Annotated in this window: 19 protein-coding genes; 18 read left to right on the plus strand and 1 reads right to left on the minus strand. The window is 39.6% G+C overall.

The features are described 5' to 3' along the window. Positions 1–61 precede the first annotated feature (61 nt). From ACK4M9_RS17550 to ACK4M9_RS17620, 15 genes are all read left to right on the plus strand, one after another. A complete protein-coding gene (locus ACK4M9_RS17550) occupies positions 62–1,243 on the plus strand; it encodes an ATP phosphoribosyltransferase regulatory subunit (RefSeq protein WP_409853398.1) in 1,182 nt (393 codons plus the stop codon). Continuing rightward, positions 1,244–1,876, plus strand: coding sequence for an ATP phosphoribosyltransferase (gene hisG / locus ACK4M9_RS17555; protein ID WP_409853401.1), 633 nt, complete (start codon positions 1,244–1,246; stop codon positions 1,874–1,876). It begins immediately after the preceding gene. Beyond that, positions 1,873–3,141, plus strand: a complete 1,269-nt coding sequence (gene hisD, locus ACK4M9_RS17560; protein WP_409853404.1) for a histidinol dehydrogenase — start codon at positions 1,873–1,875, stop codon at positions 3,139–3,141. Before hisG ends, hisD begins: the two co-directional genes overlap by 4 nt. 139 nt (positions 3,142–3,280) lie before the next feature. Next, positions 3,281–3,868 carry an imidazoleglycerol-phosphate dehydratase HisB gene (gene hisB, locus ACK4M9_RS17565; protein WP_409853405.1) on the plus strand — a complete coding sequence of 196 codons (588 nt, stop codon included), beginning with the start codon at positions 3,281–3,283 and terminating at the stop codon, positions 3,866–3,868. Continuing rightward, on the plus strand, positions 3,869–4,519 hold the full coding sequence (hisH, locus tag ACK4M9_RS17570; RefSeq protein WP_409853408.1) for an imidazole glycerol phosphate synthase subunit HisH: 651 nt from the start codon (positions 3,869–3,871) through the stop codon (positions 4,517–4,519). Next, positions 4,512–5,255, plus strand: coding sequence for a 1-(5-phosphoribosyl)-5-[(5-phosphoribosylamino)methylideneamino]imidazole-4-carboxamide isomerase (gene hisA, locus ACK4M9_RS17575; RefSeq protein WP_409853410.1), 744 nt, complete (start codon positions 4,512–4,514; stop codon positions 5,253–5,255). The genes hisH and hisA overlap by 8 nt, the downstream gene beginning before the upstream one ends. Then, positions 5,245–6,003, plus strand: a complete 759-nt coding sequence (hisF, locus tag ACK4M9_RS17580) for an imidazole glycerol phosphate synthase subunit HisF (RefSeq protein WP_409853412.1) — start codon at positions 5,245–5,247, stop codon at positions 6,001–6,003. The genes hisA and hisF overlap by 11 nt, the downstream gene beginning before the upstream one ends. Further along, the gene (hisIE, locus tag ACK4M9_RS17585; protein WP_409853415.1) at positions 6,003–6,617 is read left to right on the plus strand and encodes a bifunctional phosphoribosyl-AMP cyclohydrolase/phosphoribosyl-ATP diphosphatase HisIE; all 615 of its coding nucleotides are present in this window, start codon (positions 6,003–6,005) and stop codon (positions 6,615–6,617) included. Before hisF ends, hisIE begins: the two co-directional genes overlap by 1 nt. Before the next feature lie 240 nt (positions 6,618–6,857). Beyond that, complete coding sequence (locus tag ACK4M9_RS17590; RefSeq protein WP_409853417.1) at positions 6,858–7,889, plus strand: tetratricopeptide repeat protein; 1,032 nt, start codon at positions 6,858–6,860, stop codon at positions 7,887–7,889. Between the two features lie 253 nt (positions 7,890–8,142). Continuing rightward, a complete protein-coding gene (gene trxB / locus ACK4M9_RS17595) occupies positions 8,143–9,087 on the plus strand; it encodes a thioredoxin-disulfide reductase (protein WP_409853420.1) in 945 nt (314 codons plus the stop codon). Positions 9,088–9,620: 533 nt separating this feature from the next. Further along, positions 9,621–10,091 carry an 8-oxo-dGTP diphosphatase gene (locus ACK4M9_RS17600; protein WP_409853422.1) on the plus strand — a complete coding sequence of 157 codons (471 nt, stop codon included), beginning with the start codon at positions 9,621–9,623 and terminating at the stop codon, positions 10,089–10,091. Positions 10,092–10,243: 152 nt separating this feature from the next. Continuing rightward, positions 10,244–11,125, plus strand: a complete 882-nt coding sequence (rapZ, locus tag ACK4M9_RS17605) for an RNase adapter RapZ (RefSeq protein WP_409853424.1) — start codon at positions 10,244–10,246, stop codon at positions 11,123–11,125. Continuing rightward, positions 11,126–12,070, plus strand: coding sequence for a gluconeogenesis factor YvcK family protein (locus ACK4M9_RS17610; protein ID WP_409853426.1), 945 nt, complete (start codon positions 11,126–11,128; stop codon positions 12,068–12,070). A 122-nt stretch (positions 12,071–12,192) separates the two neighbouring features. Continuing rightward, a complete protein-coding gene (gene whiA / locus ACK4M9_RS17615) occupies positions 12,193–13,128 on the plus strand; it encodes a DNA-binding protein WhiA (protein WP_409853477.1) in 936 nt (311 codons plus the stop codon). Positions 13,129–13,305: 177 nt separating this feature from the next. Next, complete coding sequence (locus tag ACK4M9_RS17620) at positions 13,306–13,563, plus strand: HPr family phosphocarrier protein (protein ID WP_409853428.1); 258 nt, start codon at positions 13,306–13,308, stop codon at positions 13,561–13,563. Between the two features lie 166 nt (positions 13,564–13,729). Here ACK4M9_RS17620 and clpP read toward each other — a convergent pair whose 3' ends face one another. Further along, positions 13,730–14,314, minus strand: a complete 585-nt coding sequence (gene clpP, locus ACK4M9_RS17625) for an ATP-dependent Clp endopeptidase proteolytic subunit ClpP (RefSeq protein ID WP_409853431.1) — start codon at positions 14,312–14,314, stop codon at positions 13,730–13,732. Between the two features lie 648 nt (positions 14,315–14,962). On the opposite strand from clpP, the gene rpoN reads away from it, so the two are divergent. The 3 genes from rpoN to ACK4M9_RS17640 all read left to right on the plus strand — a co-directional run bounded on the left by rpoN (position 14,963) and on the right by ACK4M9_RS17640 (position 17,896). Next, a complete protein-coding gene (gene rpoN / locus ACK4M9_RS17630; protein WP_409853433.1) occupies positions 14,963–16,288 on the plus strand; it encodes an RNA polymerase factor sigma-54 in 1,326 nt (441 codons plus the stop codon). A 27-nt stretch (positions 16,289–16,315) separates the two neighbouring features. Then, complete coding sequence (locus ACK4M9_RS17635) at positions 16,316–16,552, plus strand: glutaredoxin family protein (protein WP_409853436.1); 237 nt, start codon at positions 16,316–16,318, stop codon at positions 16,550–16,552. Positions 16,553–16,864: 312 nt separating this feature from the next. Continuing rightward, positions 16,865–17,896, plus strand: a complete 1,032-nt coding sequence (locus ACK4M9_RS17640) for a sugar-binding transcriptional regulator (RefSeq protein ID WP_409853438.1) — start codon at positions 16,865–16,867, stop codon at positions 17,894–17,896. Positions 17,897–17,959 lie beyond the last annotated feature (63 nt).

Raw genomic sequence — 17,959 nt, forward strand, 5'->3', positions numbered from 1 at the left:
ATACTAAATAAGATACTTTATCATATTAGCAGAGTAAAGCAAAACGAACGGAGTGTGACTGATGTCAAAGCCATTTATGTTTGAAAAGCCAATCGGAATGCGTGATACCCTTCCGCAATTATATGAAGCAAAAAATCAAATCCGCCAAGAGATGAAGGCGGAATTAAAGCTGTGGGGATACCAGTCAATTGAAACACCTACATTAGAGTACTATGAGACGGTTGGGGTTGCTTCAGCGATATTAGACCAACAATTATTTAAGCTCCTCGACCAACGTGGTAACACCCTTGTTTTACGCCCAGATATGACAGCGCCAATTGCAAGATTAGCTGCATCAAGCTTAAAAGATGTCAGTGTGCCGTTACGACTTGCTTATGACACAAATGTCTTTCGTGCTCAGCACGATGAAGGCGGCAGACCGGCTGAATTTGAGCAAATTGGCATTGAATTGATCGGTGACGAAACGAGCAGTGCTGATGCTGAAGTGATTGCCCTCATGATTGCTTCGATGAAAAAAGTCGGTTTAACTCATTTTAAAATTGCGATCGGTCATGTTGGCTATGTTAATGCCTTATTAATCGATATCGTCGGTAATGAAGAACGAGCAAATACGCTGCGGCGTTTTCTATATGAGAAAAATTATGTTGGCTTTCGTCAACATGTAAAAAGTTTATCACTATCGTCGATTGATAAGAACCGTCTCTTACAATTGTTAAATCTTCGTGGTGATTTTTCGAAGCTTGAAGAGGCAAAAGAACTAGTATCGAATGGTGAAGGCAAAAAAGCTCTTTGTGAACTTGAGAAGCTTTGGGAAGTTCTCGATTGTTACGGAATTACAGATTTCGTTAAACTAGACTTAAATCTTGTTATGCATATGAGTTACTATACAGGACCGGTTTTTGAAGCGTATAGCGATAATCTTGGCACACCAATTGCAAGTGGTGGTCGTTACGATGAACTTCTACAAAAATTTAATCGTCCTGCACCTGCGACAGGGTTTGGAATTCGTCTTGACCTACTTGTTCAGGCGATCGGTATTAAAGCTAAGCAAACACAAGTGACATGCATTATCTATAGTAACGAGCGCAGAAAAGATGCAATTGAACTAGCACAACAAAAGCGCCAAGCAGGCTTGTCTGTCATTCTTCAAGACTTGTCAGGAGTCAAAGATGTTGACCAATTTTCTCAAGGCTATGAAGATATCATTTATTGCATCGGTAAAAATGGAAAGGGGGATAACTAAATGTTAACAGTAGCAATGCCAAAGGGCAGAATATTTGAAGAAGCTGTAGAGTTGCTTCGCAAAGCTGGTTACAATCTCCCACCAGAGTTTGAAGACAATCGTCGTTTAATTATTGACGTCCCTGAAGCTGGGATGCGTTTTATTTTAGCGAAGCCAATGGACGTTCCTACCTACGTTGAGCACGGTGTCGCGGATATTGGCGTCGCTGGCAAAGACACAATGATTGAAGAAGAGCGCGACGTTTATGAAGTACTAGACTTAAAAATTAGCGAATGCTACATGGCAGTAGCCGCGCTACCAACATATGAAAAAAGTAATGACATTAACCCTAAAGTAGCGTCAAAATATCCAAACTTAGCAGCAAGTTATTTCCGCGAGCAAGGTGAGCAGGTTGAGATTATTAAATTAAACGGTTCGATTGAACTTGCTCCATTGATTGGTCTTGCTGATCGCATCGTTGATATTGTTTCAACAGGGAAGACATTGAAAGCGAATGGTCTTGTTGAAACTGAAAAAATCGTCCCAATTACCTCACGGCTAATTGTGAACCCAGTTAGCTACCGAATGAAAGATGCCATTATTGATGAGGTCGTTGAGCGACTAGCCGCAGTCATTGAGGGGGATGAACAATGAGAATTGAGAAAGTCACGGAAAAGGTTTCGTTAAAAAGAAGTATTGAGCAAGGAACCGCCGACCAACAAAAAGTTGTCACAGCGATTATTGACCAAGTTCGTAACGAGGGCGATGATGCGATCCGCTTTTTCACTGAAAAATTTGATGGAGCTACGTTGTCAAATTTTAAGGTGACAAAAGAAGAACTAGAGGCCGCCTACGCACATATTGATGACACAGTACTTGCTGCGCTTCGCTGTGCAATGGCGAATATCCGTCGCTTCCATGAGCGCCAAAAGCGTCAATCGTGGTTAGCTACTGAAGAAGATGGCACAATTCTCGGTCAAAAAATTACCCCACTCGATTCGGTAGGTGTTTATGTTCCAGGCGGTACAGCTGCCTATCCATCTTCGATTTTAATGAACGTTATTCCAGCTCAAGTAGCTGAAGTGAAAAAAATTGTCATGGTATCACCACCAGGAAAAGACGGTACCCTCTCGGCAGGTGTGTTAGTTGCAGCGAATGAATTAGGTATTGAACACATTTATAAGGTCGGTGGTGCTCAAGCGGTTGCCGCACTAGCCTACGGGACAGAGACGATACCAACTGTAGACAAAATTGTGGGTCCAGGAAATATATACGTGGCTCTAGCAAAACGTGCTGTTTTTGGCGACGTCGCTATTGATATGATCGCAGGTCCAAGCGAAATTGTTGTGTTAGCAGATGAGGGTGCAAACCCACGTTACATAGCAGCCGACCTTTTATCACAAGCTGAGCATGATGCCTTGGCATCCGCCGTTTTAGTAACTCCTTCGCAACAATTAGCTGAAGAAGTAGGGGTAGAAGTAGAGAAGCAACTGGAGCTATTACCGCGTAAAGCGATCGCGAAAGCATCAATCCAAGATTATGGCGCAATCTATGTAACTCGTGACTTAGAAGAAGCGATAGACGTTGTCAACGAGCTAGCTCCTGAACACTTAGAAGTGCTAACAAACGAGCCGATGCAACTGTTAGGTAAAATTCGTCACGCTGGAGCGATCTTTTTAGGTCCATATAGCTCAGAGCCTGTAGGCGATTACTTTGCTGGTCCAAATCACGTTTTACCAACAAATGGGACGGCCCGTTTTTCAAGCCCATTAAATGTCGATGACTTCACGAAAAAATCGAGTATAATTTCATATAGTAAAGCTGCCTTAATCGCTAATGGCGAAAAAATCGCAGCTCTTGCCCGCCTAGAAGGGTTAGAAGCTCACGCCCGAGCAGTAGAAGTTCGCCTAAAGGACTAGAGGTGCCAATCAAAGAGGTGCCAGGCACCTCTATGTGTCTCCCATTAGGTGCCTGGCACCCTTCGTGGACATTTTTAAGCAAAAGTCCACACCAAGTGGACTAATTAGAAAAGGCTGAAAGTATGAATGGAGGAAGAAGATGAGTAGGACAGGTAGTATTGAACGAAATACAAAGGAAACGCAAATAAAGCTACAATTACAGATTGACGGGGATGGTAGTGCCAATATCCAGACGCCTGTACCGTTTCTGAACCATATGCTAGATTTATGGACGAAGCACGGATTGTTTGATTTAACAGTTGAAGCTGATGGTGATGTGGAAATTGATGACCACCACACAACGGAGGACATTGGGATTTGCTTAGGGATTGCCTTGAAAGAAGCCCTTGGCGATAAAAAAGGAATTAAACGTTATGGAAGTGCTTTTGTTCCGATGGATGAGACACTCGCACAAGTTGTAGTCGATCTAAGTAATCGTCCGCACCTCGAATTTCGTGCAGAACTACCAAGTGCAAAAGTCGGTACGTTTGATACAGAGCTTGTTCACGAATTTTTATGGAAATTTGCGCTTGAGGCACGAATGAATCTTCATGTTGTTGTTCACTACGGAACAAACACGCACCACATCATTGAAGCAATTTTTAAAGCACTAGCGAGAGCGCTCGATGAAGCAACAACCGTCGACCCACGGATTAAAGGGGTGCCTTCAACGAAAGGAATGTTATAAATGATCGGGATTGTTGATTACGGAATGGGTAATCTTCATAGCGTTAGTAAAGCGTTAGAGCGCTTAAACTATGACTATTTCATTTCCGAAAACCAAGACGAACTAAGACGTGCCGATGGCCTCATTTTGCCTGGAGTAGGCTCCTTTAAAGATGCAATGGAGATTTTACGTAGCGAGAAGTTAGACCAATTTTTAATTGAATGGGCGAAGTCAGGAAAGCCATTGTTAGGTATTTGTTTAGGAATGCAATTGCTCTTTGAAGAGAGCGAAGAAAATGGGGAAACAAAAGGCTTAGCTCTTCTCAAAGGCAAAGTCCGCCGCTTCACTGGAGTAACAAAAGCAGGCGAACGCTACAAAGTTCCCCACATGGGCTGGAACCGTCTTGCTTTCCACCAAGAGCATCCGTTACTTGATCAGGTTGAGCAAGGGCATGTTTATTTTGTTCACTCATATGTCGTGCAAGCGATGGAAGCAGGTGAACTGCTAGCAAGTAGTGACTATGACGTTGTAGTCCCAGCTGTCGTTGCTAAAGAAAATGTTCTCGGCACACAATTCCACCCTGAGAAAAGTAGTAGCGTCGGTATGAAGCTACTTGAAAACTTTGCAAGTATCGTTACAAAAGAGAAGGAGGCGAAAAAGATTTATGAGTAATTTCATCATTTACCCTGCCATTGATATTCGTGATGGCAACTGTGTTCGCCTCATTCAAGGTGATTATGATCAAGAAACGGTTTACGGCAATTCGCCGTTAGATATGGCAAGAAGGTTTGCAGAAGCTGGGGCAACTTGGATCCATACCGTCGACCTAGACGGTGCCAAAGCAGGACATCGTGTTAATCACGAGCATGTCATCGCCATCGCCAAAGAGCTGGACGTTAAAGTTCAAGTTGGTGGCGGAATCCGCACTCCTGAGGATGTTGCAGCCTACTTAGATCATGGTGTTGATCGTGTTATCTTAGGAAGCTCAGCGATTAAAGATCCGGAGTTCGTTAAAGCGATGCTAAAGCAGTACCGTGAAAAAATTGCGATTGGCATCGATGCTCGTGATGGCTATGTTGCCACAGAAGGTTGGTTAGAAACATCAAAGGTAACTGCTGAAGCGTTAGGAGTTGAATTAGCAAGTCACGGCGCTGAAGTCTTTATTTTTACTGATATTTCACGTGATGGTATGCTCTCTGGTCCTAATACCGAAGCGATTGCCGCACTAGCTCGTGCAACAGGAAAAGAAGTAATTGCTTCTGGCGGGGTCAGTTCACTAGCTGATATTACTGAATTGAAACAATTTGAAAAAGACGGCATTGGCGGCGCCATTACTGGAAAAGCCCTCTATACAAATCAATTTACCCTTCAGGAAGCGCTGGAACGAGGTGCTGCTGATGTTAGCTAAACGGATTATTCCATGCTTAGACGTCAAAGAAGGTCGTGTTGTTAAAGGTATTCAGTTTGTTAATTTACGAGACGCTGGAGATCCTGTAGAGCTTGCCGCTTTTTACGATGAGCAAGGGGCAGATGAGCTTGTCTTCCTCGATATTTCAGCCTCACATGAAGGACGCGAAACAATGGTTGATGTCGTTGAGCAAGTAGCAGGACAGTTAGCGATACCTTTCACAGTTGGTGGAGGGATCAATTCTCTTGCTGATATGAAACGAATTTTACGTGCCGGGGCCGATAAAGTCTCCTTAAATACAGCTGCGGTCACCCGTCCTGAATTAATCACTGAAGGAGCAGATTTTTTCGGGTCGCAATGTATAGTTGTCGCGATTGATGCAAAATTTGATGAGCAGTTAGGGTCGTGGCGTGTTTACACCCACGGCGGGCGAACGCCAACTGACTGGGAAGTGATTGCTTGGGCAAAGGAGGCGGTCAAACGAGGTGCCGGAGAAATCCTTCTTACAAGTATGGACCAAGACGGTGAAAAGAAAGGTTTCGATCTGCCATTAACAAAAGCAGTTGGCGAAGCTGTAACTGTTCCGGTGATTGCCTCAGGTGGAGCGGGGTCGAAAGAAGATTTTGACCCAGTATTTAAAGAAGCAAAAGCGGATGCAGCACTGGCAGCTTCAATTTTTCACTATAAAGAAACCTCTGTCGCCGAAGTGAAATGCTTTTTGAAACAGAAAGGGGTTGAAGTTCGCTAATGGTTAAATTTGATGAAAAAGGACTAATCCCTGCGGTTGTCCAGGATGCGTCGAGTAAAGAAGTGCTGACCGTAGCTTATATGAATGAAGAATCATTGCAAAAAACAATTGAAACGAAAGAAACGTGGTTTTATAGCCGTTCACGTCAGGAACTATGGCATAAAGGAGCGACATCTGGCAATACTCAGCAAGTCGTTGATATTCGCTATGATTGCGACCAAGACGCGCTTGTCGTTCTCGTTCATCCAGCAGGTCCTGCGTGCCACAAAGGCAGCTATAGTTGTTTTAGTGATTCGCTGTTACAACAGGAGACGTTCAGTACTGACGACCGCTTTGCGATTTTAAATGTACTAGAAGCGACAATTGCCAAACGTGAAGCAGAAAGGCCAGAAGGCTCCTATACAACCTACTTATTTGAACATGGCATTGATAAGATGCTCAAAAAAGTTGGTGAAGAAGCTGGCGAAGTGATCATCGCTGCGAAAAACCGTGACCCTGAAGAATTAAGATGGGAAGTGGCGGATCTACTTTTCCACCTTCTTGTCGTTCTTCGTGAGCAGAAGCTACCATTAGACGAGGTTTTAAAGACATTACAGGAAAGACATGGGAAATGACAAAAAAGAGTTGTCAGTATCGCGACAGATTGCCGCTACTGGCAGCTCTTTTTTGTTGCCGACGTGATAAAAACAGTGTAGAGCTTTGGTTGGAGCATTGGAAAAATATGCTCACGCGAAAAATATTTATGAATAGTGTGTTCATTTTACAAATTTCATGCTACATTTGACATTTACCAGAAGCTTGAAAAAGTGTTATACTACGCGAGTGGCTAATTGTTGTATTGAGGAGGGGTAGAGATGAGTAAACATAATGAGAATGTTAAGGCAATGGGATTAGTATTTTCTAATCTTCAAGATGGAGCTTATTTCTACGACAAAGGAATAGAAGCTTATCGAGAGAAAAATTTAATTAAGGCAAAACAATATCTAGAGCGTGCGATAACGTTAGATCCTAAAGAACAGGCATTTCAATGCCAGCTAGCCATTGTTCATGCAGACCTAGGAGACTTTCACTACTCTAATGATTGTTTAATAAAAATAGTAGCAGATAATTCAGGAGAAGAAATGCCTGAAGCACACTTTTTTTTAGCTAATAATTATGCCAATTTAGGGCTATTCGAGCATGCTAGAAAAGAAGCTCTTATATATATCGATAAAGATCCAGATGGCGAGTTCCTAGAAGATATTGAAGATCTTTTAGAGCTTTTGCAGGAGGAAGAAGATGACTTATTTGCAGAGGCAGAAACATTTTTAATACGCTATGAGCTAGCCTCGCATGAGCTAAAGAAACAAAACTATGATAAAGCGATTGCATATTTTATTGATTTATTGAAGGAGCGACCGGAATACTGGATGGCACATATTCGCCTAGCTGAAGCCTATTACCTAAAAGGGAATCCAGAAAAAGCGATTGAAATCCTTCGTTCAGTTTTAGATAAAGAAGATAACATCCTCGCTCGCTCGCATTTAATGAATTATTACTTTGAGACAGGTGACTTAGAAAAGGCTGAAACAATTGCACAGGCATTAGCAAATGTCTGGAGTATTGACTTTGATCAAAGTTATAGTTTAGCGATTTCGTTTGGTAAAGTTGGCGAACATGAACACGCCTATCTCCGGTTAGAGCGCCTTCATCGCAAAGGATATGGTGATTTCCCTAAGTTTAGCTACCAATTGGCAGTTGCTAACTTTTACACTGGTCGAGTTGAAAAAGCAGTAGCCCTATGGGAAAAGTTGGCGACACTCGGAAATGATGATGCATCAATTAATTTACAACTATTACAAAACGGTAATGAGATTGAACCTAGCTATAGCTTCGGTGTGAACTAGTAGTATTAAATGTATTTAAAAGGCGAAAAATAACATAGGTTCGTTTTTAGTACAAAGTAGATATACTTTGTACTTTTTCACCTTAAAATGAACTATGTGTTACATACTAAAGAATAGTTACCCTTATGAGCAGTATATTGGACTTATTTTCTTAAATTGATTACGATATATTTGAGAAGGACATTACTGTCCTAGGTATTTATGTTTATAAGGTTTTAGATAAAAAGATGAGTTCCAATAGGGAGTGAATGTAATGAGTGAAGAAAAAATTTACGATGTAATTATTGCTGGTGCAGGCCCTGCAGGGATGACAGCTGCTGTATATACGTCAAGAGGTAATTTATCAACATTAATGGTTGAACGTGGTGTGCCAGGGGGACAAATGGCTAACACGGAAGATGTGGAGAACTACCCTGGTTATGAAAGTATCCTCGGCCCTGATTTATCAACGAAGATGTTTGACCACGCGAAAAAGTTTGGTGCTGAATATGCATATGGAGATATAAAAGAGATCAAAGACGGTAAAGAGTACAAAACTGTTGTAACTGGCAGCAAAGAATTTAAAGCTAGAGCCGTTATTGTTACAACGGGTGCTAAATATAAAAAATTAGGTGTGCCAGGCGAAAGTGCCCTAGGTGGACGTGGTGTCTCTTATTGCGCCGTTTGTGATGGAGCATTTTTTAGAGGGAAAGAACTAGTAGTCGTTGGTGGTGGTGACTCTGCAGTTGAAGAAGCTGTATACTTAACCCGCTTTGCGACAAAAGTAACAGTTATTCATCGTCGTGATGAGCTTCGCGCGCAAAAAATTCTTCAAGACCGTGCCTTTGCAAACGAAAAAATTAATTTCATTTGGAATTCAGTTGTCACTTCAATTAACGAAGATAACCGTAAAGTTGGTAGTGTAACAATCAAAAATGTTTTAGACGAAAGCGAAAGCGAATTTAAGACGGATGGTGTCTTTATTTACATTGGTATGGAGCCTTTAAATGACCCAATTAAAAACCTCGGAATTTTGAATGCCGAAGGTTACGTTGAAACGAATGATCAAATGGAAACGCGAGTAAGGGGCATTTTTGCTGCAGGAGATATTCGCGAAAAAACATTACGTCAAATTGTAACAGCAACAGGTGACGGCAGTATTGCAGCTCAAGCAGCGCAACATTATATTGAAGAATTAATGGAAGAATTAAAGCAATAAATTCAAGGAAGCTGTCCTAGAATGGTTGGCGCGCCTCGGACTGATACATGATAGCAGTGTATACTTGTACACATATCTGTTTCTGGAAACGGGGGGACAGCTACGATCAGTTTGGGACAGTTTTAGCATTTGGAAGAGATCTCCAAATGACACACTTTTAATAAAACGTTACTCCGTTTTAATTCTGCTGTAACAGTTTTGAAATATAATACGGGTATGATAGGTATAAGTAATTGACCCCCTTTTTTATATACTTTCTTTGCACGAATGAACGCTATTCGTGCTCTTTTTTTGCAAAAATGTATTATATTTACATAAATGACCAATCCAGAAATACTGGCCAAAAAGTATTGTCAAATAATAGTAAGGCAAAGGCTTCACAATATTTAAGGCTATAACACTTTTTAGGAATGTTACGATTTGAAAAATATAGTATACTATAGGAAGGTATAGCTTCTTATAGATTTACTTGATTTTCGGTATAACTTCCCTTAGTGTGTTTCATTTTTATTTTTGATATAACTAGTACAGAGGTGGGGACTTTGCAAAGAATAACCAATTGTATCGTCATCAAAGACCAGCAAGTATTATTGTTGCAAAAGCCATCAAGAGGTTGGTGGGTTGCTCCAGGTGGAAAAATGGAAAGCGGAGAGTCCATTAAAGAGGCTGTAACAAGAGAACTCCGTGAAGAAACAGGATTTGAAATCCAAAACCCTGAAATTAAAGGTGTATTTACGATCGTCATCAGAGATGGAGAAACTGTCGTTGATGAATGGATGATGTTTACATTTTTAGCTACCGACATAGAAGGTGAGATGTTAACAGAATCTCCAGAAGGTAAATTGCAGTGGCAAGATCTAAACGATGTCAAAACCTTACCAATGGCTCCAGGAGATGTGTTTATTTTCAGTCACATCCTTTTTTCAAGTGAAACGATATATGGGACTTTTTATTACACACAGGACTTTGAACTTTTATCATATCAATTAGATCCAGTTAGGTAGCTTAATGCTACGTTAAATGAAGAAAATATATACATTTTAAGCTTGTCTAGCTCCGAGCCGCTAGGCGGGCGCTCTGCGTTTATTTAGTGAAAGCAAGACTTACATGCTAGTTTGTGTTACATGTATGTTTTCTTAAAAAGGGGGAAGCAATTATGTCAATAAAAAAAGATATGCAAGTCGTCATTATTACAGGGATGTCAGGTGCAGGGAAAACTGTGGCTGTGCAAAGCTTTGAAGATTTAGGCTTCTTCTGTGTTGATAATCTTCCACCAGCTTTAATTCCAAAGTTCATTGAACTAATTGAAAGCTCCGGCGATAAAATGAATAAAGTAGCATTAGTCATCGATTTACGTGGTCGAGAATTCTTTGATCAACTTTTCCAATCGATCGATTATTTAGGAACGGTTGCTGATGTTAAAGCACAAATTATCTTTTTAGATTCAAAAGATAGCAAGCTAGTGCAGCGTTATAAAGAAACGCGTCGTTCTCACCCGTTAGCACCAAGAGGTCTGCCGTTAGAAGGCATTCAGCTTGAACGAGAGATGTTAGAAGAAATAAAGGGTCAGGCGCAACAAATTATTGATACGACAGATTTAAAGCCACTTCAGCTCAGAGAAAAGCTAATTGAACGTTTCTCAGCAGCTGAGCAACACTCGTTCTCGGTCAATGTGATGTCTTTTGGTTTTAAATATGGAATGCCAATTGATGCTGATCTAGTGTTTGATGTTCGATTTTTACCTAACCCTCATTATATTGATCATATGAGGCCAAAAACAGGGTTGGAGGAAGAGGTTTCTTCCTATGTCCTCAAGTGGGCTGAAACACAACAATTTATTGAAAAACTTGATTCTTTATTAACATATATATTGCCACATTATAAACGAGAAGGTAAAAGTCAGGTTGTCATTGCAATTGGATGTACAGGTGGAAAACACCGTTCTGTGACACTTGCTGAGTACTTTGGGAAAAAATATTCTGCAGACTTTAAAACATTTATTACCCATCGTGATGTTCATAAAGGGAAGGGACATTAAGTGAAAAAAGCAAATGTTGTAGTAATCGGCGGTGGAACAGGCCTATCAGCAATTTTACGAGGCTTGAAAACCTTTCCTGTTGATATTACCGCGATTGTCACAGTTGCTGATGATGGCGGAAGCTCAGGCAGACTTCGTCAAGAGCTTGACATCCCTCCACCTGGTGATGTCAGAAACGTTCTTGTTGCCCTTTCAGAAGTAGAGCCTTTGATTGAAGAATTATTTCAACACCGCTTTGAAAATGGAGAAGGGTTATCTGGTCATTCGTTGGGAAACTTATTATTAGCAGGAATGACATCGATCACTGGTGATTTTGCCAAAGGAGTTCATGAATTAAGCAGAGTTTTGAACGTCCGAGGAAAGGTGCTTCCAGCAGCTAATCAAAGCATCATTTTAAAAGCGGAAATGTGCGATGGCAGCATTGTTACCGGAGAGTCGACAATTCCGAAAATAGGGAAAAGAATTAAGCGTGTCTTTCTTACCCCTGAACATGTGCAACCTCTGTCAGAAACGCTTCAGGCGATCCGTAAGGCTGATTTAATCGTTATTGGTCCTGGAAGCCTTTACACAAGTGTCCTACCAAATTTACTTGTACCGGGAATTGCTGACGAGGTAAAAAAAGCCCAGGCTAGAAAAGTATATATTTGTAATGTAATGACCCAACCTGGAGAAACTGATGATTATACAGCAAATGATCATGTTCAAGCGCTGATTTCCCATGTTGGAGCAGGAATTATAGATACAGTGATTGTCAATGATCAAAAAATCGATAAAAAATATCTAGAAAAGTACGAAAAAGAGGGTGCCAAAGATGTTGTTTTTGATAAGATAGAACTTCAAAAACTGCCGTATCAAATTGTCGCCGAACAATTACTGATTTATCGTGAAAACTTATTACGTCACGACGCAATTAAGCTTTCGCAGTTGCTATTATCGCTTCTATAGAGTAAAGTTTTGAGTTAATCGTTATTCCAAGTTCAGTTTTGTAGTGACAACCCCACATGACTCTAAGCAAAGCTCATACTATATTATGAAAAGGGGGTCTAGCCTTGTCTTCTTTCGCTGCTATGACAAAAAAGGAATTGACACAATTAGATGCAGATGGATGCTGTGCAAAGGCTGAATTAGCTGCCCTCATCCGGATGAATGGTTCACTATCATTTAGTAACAAGCAATTAGTTCTAGATATATCGACTGAAAATGCGGCAATCGCAAGAAGGATATATACGTTAATAAAGAAAACGTTCCCAGTTCATGTCGAACTACTCGTAAGAAAAAAGATGCGTTTAAAGAAAAATAATGTTTATTTAGTGAGAATTTCACAAGAAGCACAAAAACTATTAGCTAACTTAGGGATTATGAAAGAAGGGTTTCAGTTTGTAAGACAAATCTCCGACGATATCATCAGTGAAGGCTGTTGCAAACGTGCCTATTTACGTGGTGCTTTTCTTGCTGGGGGTTCTGTTAATCATCCTGAGACGTCATCCTATCATTTAGAGATCTTTTCTCTCTACGAGGAACATAATGAATCGCTTTGGAAGCTTGTAAATTCTTATGACCTTAATGCTAAAATCTTAGAAAGAAAAAAGGGATTTATTGTTTACATTAAAGAAGGCGAAAAGATCACCGAGTTTTTAAACATTATAGGAGCGCATCAAGCACTTCTATTTTTCGAAGATGTTCGTATTATGAAAGACATGAGGAATTCAGTTAACCGTCTGGTCAATTGTGAAACCGCTAACTTAAACAAAACAGTTGGTGCGGCAATGCGGCAAGTCGAAAATATCCGTTTTATTAAGCGAGAGGTTGGTCTAAATATCTTGCCTGAAAGGTTAAGGGAAATTGCCGAACTAAGGGTTAACCATCAGGACGTAACACTAAAAGAGCTCGGAGAAATGGTTTCGTCAGGGAAGGTAAGTAAGTCTGGTGTTAACCACCGCCTTCGAAAAATTGATGAATTTGCAAATAAACTTCGAAATGGTGAGTCCGAATTCAAGTTTTAAACGTATAGTAAGAGGTAAATAAACATCAATAATTATTTTAAGGATCCAATACCTTAATCGAGCTATATTAATCTAAACGTAGTTTCGAATGGTTCATACGCAACTATATTAGAATTTAGTAGCGAAAATAATGAATGATGAAACGAAAGTAAATGACAATTAGGAGGAGAGAAAGAGATGGTAGAGAAAAATGTCGTAGTGAACCGTAAGTCTGGATTACAAGCAAGACCTGCAGCACTATTTGTACAAGAAGCGAATAAATTTAATTCAGATATTTTCATTGGAAAAGATGGTAGAAAAGTAAATGCGAAGAGCATTATGGGAATTATGAGTTTAGCTGTAGGTTCAGGAAAAGAAATTACAATTATTACGGATGGTAAAGACGAAGTAGAAGCCCTATCAGCATTAGTATCGTTTGTCGAAAAGGCAGAATAACGATTACGTTAATAGTTATAAGTGTAGACTGTAAAGTTGTGAAGGTTAGCCATGTCGTATAGCTTTAGGCTTCATCGTACGAATGCAACTTCCAACACTTTACAATCTACACTTATCAAAAAAAGCCGTCCATTGGTGTTAATCACCTTGGACGGCTTTTTTAATATTATTTCTTCTGTGTAATTACTTCGTCGATCATACCATATTCTCTTGCTTTCTCAGCAGTCATAAAGTTATCGCGCTCTGTATCACGTTCAATCACTTCAAGTGGTTGACCAGTACGTTCTGCTAAAATCTCATTTAATTTTTCACGCATTTCGATAATACGTTTTGCGTGAATTTGAATATCAGTAGCTTGACCTTGAGCGCCACCAAGTGGTTGGTGAATCATTACTTCACTGTTTGGAAGCGAGTAACGTTTGCCTTTTTCACCAGCAGCTAGAAGGAAAGCTCCCATTGATGCTGCCATCCCAATGCAAATCGTTGAAACTTTCGGCTTAATAAATTGCATCGTGTCGTAAATCGCCATACCAGCAGTAATTGAACCGCCAGGGCTATTAATGTATAAAGAAATGTCTTTATCAGGATCTTCAGCAGCTAAGAATAGAAGCTGAGCAACAATTGAGTTTGCAACATTGTCGTCAATGGCACTCCCTAACATAATAATGCGGTCTTTTAAAAGGCGCGAATAAATGTCGTAAGCGCGTTCGCCACGGTTTGTTTGTTCAATAACTGTAGGGATTAAATTCATAAAAAACTCCTCCTTAAAATTTGTTTGGATAAGTGAGAATTTCATAATTACTTTAATCGAGCTATATCATCGAAATGTAATTGCGAATGGTTTCTACGCAGATACATTTAGAACTTAATAGCGAAATTAATGAATGATGAAATTCATAAAAGCGAATAGCGACTGCAAAATGCGGCTATTCCTTTATTGAACTAATTGTATGTATATCATAATCTAAAGGTCAGTGAAGGTCAAAGGATTTACATTGATTATGATAAATTGTTACTTAGCAGAGTGCATATGCTATTGTTACTACTTCGATATCTTTTGCTAATTTCCTTCCTTCAACTTTCCCTCATTTTTAATACATATTCATCTTAACCGAAACTATACAATTTAAACCAAGATAATTTAAGTAGTGGAGTTGTAACAACATCGGTAAGGGAGATGCTACCATTATGCCAAGAAAACGGGATCGTCATTCCTTTTTTGATATGAGAAAGTAACTATACCTGTAATATACTCGAAATATAATTAGTTAACTTTTTCTGAATAAAGACGAAGATAGTTTGAATATAAATAGTTATGAAAACGTTTACAAAACTGAAGTGAAATAACTTCACTGAAAAACGAAAACATAGTATGATAGAGTCTATGGGAGGTTGAGTAATGAATATGGATTTTGGTTTGTATCAACAACAGTCAATGAAGTTAGTTATGACAAACGAATTGCGCCTCGCAATTTCCATTTTGCAATATTCAACTCATGAATTAATGGCGTTTATTGAAGAACAACAATTAGAAAACCCACTTCTTGAAATAAAAGAAAAAGAACGAGCGAAAATTGAGATAGATTATCCAAAAACGGATGACTGGAAAACTTTCGATGGTGAACATACATCACCCCTAGATTACTTAAGTAAAAATGAAGCGAGCCTTCACAATCACTTGGTATCACAAATCCGATTCATGCCATTGACTGACCGAGACAAGAAAATTCTTCATTACTTCATAGATTCCTTAGATGATAATGGATATTTTATCGGTGATTTAGATGAGGCTGCATCCCGTTTGGGGATTACAGAAGAAAAAGCGTTATCTAGTTTACAAGTACTACAGTCGCTTGATCCGATTGGAGTTGGTGCTAGGTCGTTGCAAGAATGTCTCCTCATCCAATTGAGAAACTTTGAGCAGAGAAACAATGTGGCTGAAAAAATTGTAGAAAGCTATCTAACGATGTTCGCGAATAAAAAGTGGAAGGAAATCGCGAAAGAGTTGGCTATTTCCCTAGAAGAAATCCAGTCAGTTGCAGATTTGATTAAAACCTTGCAACCGAAGCCTGGCGCGATGTTTAACACTGAACCACTAACGTATATTAGTCCTGATGTCTTTATAGAAGTTATTGATGATCAACTTTATATCACAAATAATGACCAACTTTTGCCGAATGTAACAGTTAGCACTCAATATAAAGATCTCCTTCAAAAAGCGACCGATGAAAATTCGCAAAAATATGTTCAACAAAAATACCAACAAATCTTGTGGCTTGAAAAAAGTCTAAATCAACGTCAGCAAACGTTACTAAAAGTAACAGAAGCAATTGCCAAGCACCAGGAAAATTTCTTTAAGTATGGTTATGAATTTTTAAAGCCGTTAACACTAAAAGAAATTGCAACCGAAATTGACATGCATGAGTCGACAGTTAGTCGCGTCACGACACAAAAATATGTGCAAACACCTAAGGGCTTGTTTGAATTAAAATACTTTTTCAGTTCTAGTCTTAAAGGTGAGAGCGGAGCAACTGCTTCCTCATTATCAGTCAAGGAAACAATAAACAAAATAGTGGATCAAGAAAATAAGCAAAAACCACTATCAGACCAGAAGATTGTATCAATTTTAGAAAAAGACCACGCAATTAAAGTATCACGGCGCACGGTTACAAAGTACCGTGAAGAATTAAATATTCCGTCATCATCAAAGCGGAAACGATTTTAAAGTTGCTCGCATTAACATGGAGGTACTATGAACGTTAAATATTATACGAAGGAAAATTGCTCGTTATGTGATAAGGGACTTTTAATCCTAGAAAGAGTTTCAAAAGAAATCCCTCTAGAAATCGAAATGGTTGATATATATCAAGACGACGAGCTCCTTGAAAAATATCAAATTATGATTCCAGTTGTTGAGATTAATGATGTTGAAGTCGATTTCGGTATTCTTTCTGAGGCGAAAATCCGCGCGTTTTTAGCTAGCTTATAAATGAGTCTAAAAATAAATTAGAAATTTAAATTGGTGAAATTTCAACCCCTAAAACCATTAAAGCGCTTCCAATTGTGACAATAAAAAAAATACCTGAATTAGGCTTGATATGTAATATAATCCTTGTTACACTAACACTGTAATAAGGATTTATTTATTTTCCCAAGCGGAAACAGTGGAAAACGAAGCTGGCGTAAATTTTACGAAAGCAAAGTTTTTCTAATTTTTTAACCCTTATGGGACATAATATGTCTATGGGGGACATTGGAAGTCCCGTGTACAACATAGGTCAAAATCGATAAGGGGATTTTTATGAAGTTATTATTAGACATTCAGAAAAAGTTATTACCGGATCTTTTAGATGTGTTAGGCGTTCGCTTTCGAATTTTGCGCTTTATTCGCTTAATGCAACCGATTGGTCGCAGAAGTTTAGCAACAAATTTAGGGATGTCAGAACGCGTATTACGTAGCGAAGTGACATTTTTAAAAGAGCAAGGCTTAATCAACATGGCGACATCGGGGATGACCTTAACTGATGAAGGAAAAAGTGTACTAACAAAGCTAGAAGAAATTATGAGTGACATTTTTAATTTAAAAAATGTTGAGAACCAACTTAAGCAATGTTTAGGACTTTCTGAAGTTATTGTTGTACCAGGAGATAGTGATGCAGCACCATGGGTTAAAAACGAAATGGGGCGAGCAACTGTCCAGCTAATGAAACGAACACTAGCAGGTGAAACGTCTAAGATAGTCGCATTAACTGGTGGAACATCGATGGCAGCTGTTGCTGAAATGATGACTCCAGATAGTGAAATGAAGGAAACGCTATTTATCCCAGCTCGTGGCGGTTTGGGCGAGCAAGTGGAAAATCAAGCAAACACGATTTGTGCAACGATGGCAAGAAAAGCAGATGGGCATTACCGCTTGCTCCATGTGCCAGACCAACTAAGCCAAGACTCTTACACTTCACTGATGGAAGAGCCGAAAATCAAAGAAATTCTTGCACTCATCCGTTCGGCTAATTTAGTCGTCCACGGTATAGGTGAAGCGACGATAATGGCGGAACGTCGCAGCTCTTCAGAGGAAATTTTACAAAACCTTAACAAAAAACAGGCAGTTGCGGAAGCATTTGGTTATTATTTCAACCAAAATGGGGATATTATCCATAGAGTACTAACGATTGGATTGCAGCTAGAAGATGTCGTACATATTAAATCGGTCGTTGCTGTAGCAGGTGGTGCCTCGAAAGCTCAGGCAATCTCAGCGTTTATGAAACAAAAAACAAGTAACATCTTAGTGACAGATGAAGGTGCAGCAGAAGCAATTTTACAAATGCACTCATAAAAAGGCTACATTGATAAACACTATAACTTGTACTAAAAGAGTTTAGCGTAAGACAATTCGAGG

Origin of the sequence: Anaerobacillus sp. (genome assembly GCF_046314235.1) — a bacterium.
Classification (GTDB): Bacteria; Bacillota; Bacilli; order Bacillales; family Anaerobacillaceae; genus Anaerobacillus.